Source organism: Burkholderiales bacterium, assembly GCA_013695435.1.
In the GTDB taxonomy this organism is placed as follows: Bacteria; Pseudomonadota; Gammaproteobacteria; order Burkholderiales; family JACMKV01; genus JACMKV01.
Genome location: JACDAM010000219.1, coordinates 1 through 4,099 on the forward strand (window position 1 = coordinate 1; position 4,099 = coordinate 4,099).

6 protein-coding genes are annotated in these 4,099 nt (G+C 59.3%); all 6 read left to right on the top strand.

Annotated features, from left to right (window positions below; translation table 11 throughout):
• The coding region (locus H0V78_10915) for a GAF domain-containing protein (GenBank protein MBA2352261.1) at nucleotides 1–1,177 on the top strand (1,177 nt) is incomplete at its 5' end.
• Complete coding sequence (locus H0V78_10920) at nucleotides 1,174–1,551, top strand: response regulator (protein ID MBA2352262.1); 378 nt, start codon at nucleotides 1,174–1,176, stop codon at nucleotides 1,549–1,551. The genes H0V78_10915 and H0V78_10920, both read left to right, overlap by 4 nt.
• A 55-nt stretch (nucleotides 1,552–1,606) precedes the next feature.
• Nucleotides 1,607–1,840 (top strand): hypothetical protein, encoded by a 234-nt coding sequence (locus H0V78_10925; protein ID MBA2352263.1) that lies wholly within the window; start codon nucleotides 1,607–1,609, stop codon nucleotides 1,838–1,840.
• Complete coding sequence (locus tag H0V78_10930) at nucleotides 1,837–2,265, top strand: type II toxin-antitoxin system VapC family toxin (protein MBA2352264.1); 429 nt, start codon at nucleotides 1,837–1,839, stop codon at nucleotides 2,263–2,265. Before H0V78_10925 ends, H0V78_10930 begins: the two co-directional genes overlap by 4 nt.
• On the top strand, nucleotides 2,262–3,389 hold the full coding sequence (locus H0V78_10935) for a response regulator (GenBank protein MBA2352265.1): 1,128 nt from the start codon (nucleotides 2,262–2,264) through the stop codon (nucleotides 3,387–3,389). Before H0V78_10930 ends, H0V78_10935 begins: the two co-directional genes overlap by 4 nt.
• Nucleotides 3,382–3,924 (top strand): hypothetical protein, encoded by a 543-nt coding sequence (locus tag H0V78_10940; protein MBA2352266.1) that lies wholly within the window; start codon nucleotides 3,382–3,384, stop codon nucleotides 3,922–3,924. Before H0V78_10935 ends, H0V78_10940 begins: the two co-directional genes overlap by 8 nt.
• Nucleotides 3,925–4,099 lie beyond the last annotated feature (175 nt).

Here is a 4,099-nt window from a genome sequence, read left to right on the forward strand (position 1 = left end):
CAGCTCGACTCTCGATCTGAACACGGTGCTCACCACCATCGTTTCCTATGCGGTTCAGCTCTCCGGAACGGACGCGGGCTCAATCTATGAATACAGCAACGACACCCTCAGATTGTCCGCGACCATAAAACTCGAAGAGTCCTATGTCGAGGCGCTGCGAGCCTATCCGGTACAGCTCGGCGAAGGCGCGGTCGGCCGGGCAGCCGCGACGCGCAAGTCGGTTGAGATCACGGACATCTTCACAGAGGAGGCGTATCCCGAGCGATTTAAACAGTTGATGAGCGACTCCGGATTCCGGGCGGTGTTGGCCATCCCCTTGCTGCACGAGGAGCGAATACTCGGCGCGCTCGCCGTGCTGCGTAAACTCCCCGGCGAATTCCCGCCGGAGACGATCGAGTTAGTCACAAGCTTTGCGACGCAATCGGCCCTGGCGATCGAAAACGCGCGGCTGTTTCGCGAGATCGAAGACAAGAGCCGCGAGATCGAGGCTGCGAGCCGGCACAAATCGCAGTTTCTGGCCAATATGTCGCACGAGCTGCGCACGCCGCTGAACGCGATCATCGGATTTTCCGAAGTCCTGAATGAGCGCCTGTTCGGCGAACTGAACGACAAGCAGGCTGAATATGTGCAGGACATCCACTCGTCGGGCCGGCATTTGCACGCGCTGATCAACGACATTCTCGATCTGTCGAAAATCGAAGCCGGGCGCATGGAGCTTGAGCTGAGCACCTTCGATCTGCCGACGGCGATTCGCGATGCCCTGACGTTCATGCACGAACGCGCCAACCGGCACGAAGTCGCAATGCGCGCCGATATCGATCCGCGCCTCGGACAATTCACCGGCGACGAGCGCAAGTTCAAGCAAATCCTGTTGAACCTGTTGTCCAACGCGCTGAAATTCACGCCCAGAGGCGGCGCCGCGACCGTCACGGCGACCCAGGCCAATCCCGATATCGAGATTTCGGTTGCGGATACCGGCATCGGTATTTCGCCTGCCGATCAGAAAATCATTTTCGAGGAATTCCGCCAGGCGCAAAGCGGCGGATCGCGCGAAGGAACCGGCCTCGGCCTCACCTTGACGCGCAAATTCGTCGAAATGCACCGCGGAAAAATCCAGGTGACTAGCGAAGTCGGCAAAGGCTCCACGTTTACTTTCACGTTACCGGTGCGCCTATGAACCCGCGTTTAATTCTGATCGTCGAGGACAACGAAAAAAACCGCAAGCTCGAACGCGACCTGCTGCAGGTCAAGGGTTATCAGACCATCGAATCGGAAACCGCCGAAGAGGGCATCCGCCTGGCGCAGGAAAAACATCCGGCGCTGATCCTCATGGACATCCAGCTTCCCGGTATCGACGGTATCGAAGCCCTGGCGCAATTGCGCGCCGATCCGCGGACGCGCGATATTCCGGTCATCGCTGTCACCGCCTCGGCGATGACGCAGGACCGGCAGAAGATCATGGACGCCGGTTTCGACGGCTATCAGCGCAAGCCGCTCGACATCAAGGAATTTTTGAACGCGGTGCACGAGGCGCTGGAACGCTCGCCTTGACTCGCTCCGGCGTTCGTTCTAGATTGTTGAAATCTTCAACAAACAGGAGAGCGCCATGGCAACCGTCAATTTCAGCGTGCCCGAAGAAATCAAAGAAGCATTCAATCGCACTTTCGCCAAGAACAACAAGAGCGCCATCATCGCCGAACTGATGATGCAGGCCGTGGAGAACGAAAAAAGAAGGAAAAAACGCAGCCGCGCCGTCGAAACAATATTGAAGTTGCGCGCTATCTCGCCGGCGATCACGGAACAGGAATTCCGCGCGGCGCGCGAACAAGGGCGTAAATGACCAGCATTGTTGTCGATGCAAGCGTCATTGTTAAATGGTTGTTTCCGCACGGGGGAAACGAAGCGAACACGGATAAAGCGTTGCGGCTTTTCACGGAAATCGAGGCGGAGCGTCATGCTGTAAGGCAACCGCCGCACTGGTTGGCCGAGGCGGCGGCCGTTGCGGTGCGCATCGATCCTTCGACAGCTCGCGAAAAAATCGCCGCCTTCTTCGACTTGCAGTTTGCAACCTTGGCTTCGGTCGAAGTGTATTCAGCGGCCTGCGCTTTGTCTTCTGAGCTTGGGCATCACCTCTTCGACACTTTGTATCACGCCGTAGCGCTCGCGGACGATTGCGTACTGGTGACCGCCGACGAGCGCTACTATCAAAAGGCAAAGCGGTTTGGCGCGATCGTGCTGCTGGCGGATTTCGATACTTCACAGTGAACGCAAAAATTCTGGTCGTCGATGACCATCCGCAAAACGTAAAGCTGCTCGCCGATCTGCTGGGCGCAAAGGGCTACGAGGTGGTTACTGCCGCGTGCGGCCGCGAAGCTCTGGACAAAGTCGCGGACACGCATCCCGATCTGGTTTTGCTCGACGTCATGATGCCCGGCATGAACGGCTACGAAGTGTGCGCGCTGCTGCGTGCGAATCCCGCCACGGCAATGCTGCCGGTCGTCATGGTGACTGCGCTTGACGCGCGCGAGGAACGGGTCCAGGGAATCGAAGCCGGCGCCGACGATTTCCTGAGCAAGCCCATCAATCAGCCTGAATTGCTGGCGCGGGTTCGCTCACTGCTGCGCATCAAATCGCTGCACGACACCGTGCAAGCGCAAGGCGCGAAGCTGGCCGAGTGGAACGCGCTGCTCGAACAACGCGTGAGCGAACAGTTGGGCCAACTCGAACGATTGGGTAAGCTCAGGCGCTTCTTTTCGCCGCAACTCGCCGAAGCCATAGTCTCCGGCGGCACGGACGATCCCTTGCGAAGCCACCGCCGTGAAGTCGTCGTGGTGTTTCTCGATTTGCGCGGATTCACGGCGTTTGCCGAAACCGCCGAGCCCGAGGAAGTGATGCGCGTGCTGCGCGAATATCATGCCGAAATGGGCAAGCTCATCGTCGCGCACGAAGGAACGCTCGAGCGTTTCACCGGCGACGGCATGATGATTTTTTTCAACGATCCGGTCATCATTGCCAATCCCGCAGAACGCGCACTGCGCATGGCAATCGCGATGCGCGCGCGCGTCAATGACATGAGCATAGTGTGGCGCAAGCTCGGTTATGATCTCGGACTCGGAATCGGCATCGCGCAAGGCTTCGCCACGATCGGTGCGATCGGTTTCGAGGGCAGATTCGACTACGGCGCCGTCGGCACCGTCACCAATCTCGCCGCGCGACTTTGCTCCGAGGCGGCAAGCGCACAAATTCTGATCGATCACAAGGCGCTGGCCGCGGTGGAAAATATCGTCAACTTCGAGGAGATCGGCGAGGTTCATCTGAAAGGCTTCAGCCGGCCGGTCGCGGCGGCGCGCATCGTCGCTCTCAAGGCTGCGGATACCTCCCATGCCTGAGAGCGCCGGGCGGGTCGAGCACTTCGCCGGGGTGCAGGCGCGCAATTCCGTGGACCAGGCGCTGCGCGCAGTGGCGCAGAATTTCACGCAGCTCTCCGCCGCCGCCGATCACAAGGCCAGCATCGTCATCGGCTCGACCCTCCTCATACTTGGGCTTTTGGCGGGCAGCGTGCGTAGCGGGCCGGCGCCGCTGGCAGCCTATGTGATGGGCGGCTTCACGCTGCTATCCTGCCTGTTCGCGCTGCTCGCGGTATTGCCCCGCGTGGATTGGAATCGCGGGCAGCGCAGCCCGGGTCGGGTATCCAACCCGTTTTTCTTCGGCGATTTCGACACCATCAGTTGCGACGACTATCTCAAGGCCATGGCAGGCGTTCTGGCCAGCGATGCCAATCTGTACCGGACTGTCGCTGTGAACCTTTATCAGCAGGGATGTGTGCTGCAACGCAAGTATCGTTACCTGCGCTACAGCTACCAGATTCTGTTCATCGGCCTCGTGGCCGCCAGCATTGCGCTGATAACCGGGTACATCCTCTGAAAGCGTGACGCGAGGCGGCAGATATTTTCGCCCGCTTGCTTTCGACGTCAGCGAGTCCTTTTCCACTTCGCTAGTGTCATGAGCCTTGCGCACCCTGACCTACCAGCTCTTATCGCCGAGTAAGCGTAGGTCAGGGTGCGCAAGCTCCCGGACAAGATTGCTCAATCTTGCGGCG

Excerpts from the sequence above, each read along its gene's own strand:
- H0V78_10920 (MBA2352262.1), top strand. The coding sequence starts at position 1,174 with ATGAACCCGCGTTTAATTCTGATCGTCGAGGACAACGAAAAAAACCGC.
- H0V78_10925 (MBA2352263.1), top strand. The coding sequence starts at position 1,607 with ATGGCAACCGTCAATTTCAGCGTGCCCGAAGAAATCAAAGAAGCATTC.
- H0V78_10930 (MBA2352264.1), top strand. The coding sequence starts at position 1,837 with ATGACCAGCATTGTTGTCGATGCAAGCGTCATTGTTAAATGGTTGTTT.
- H0V78_10940 (MBA2352266.1), top strand. The coding sequence starts at position 3,382 with ATGCCTGAGAGCGCCGGGCGGGTCGAGCACTTCGCCGGGGTGCAGGCG.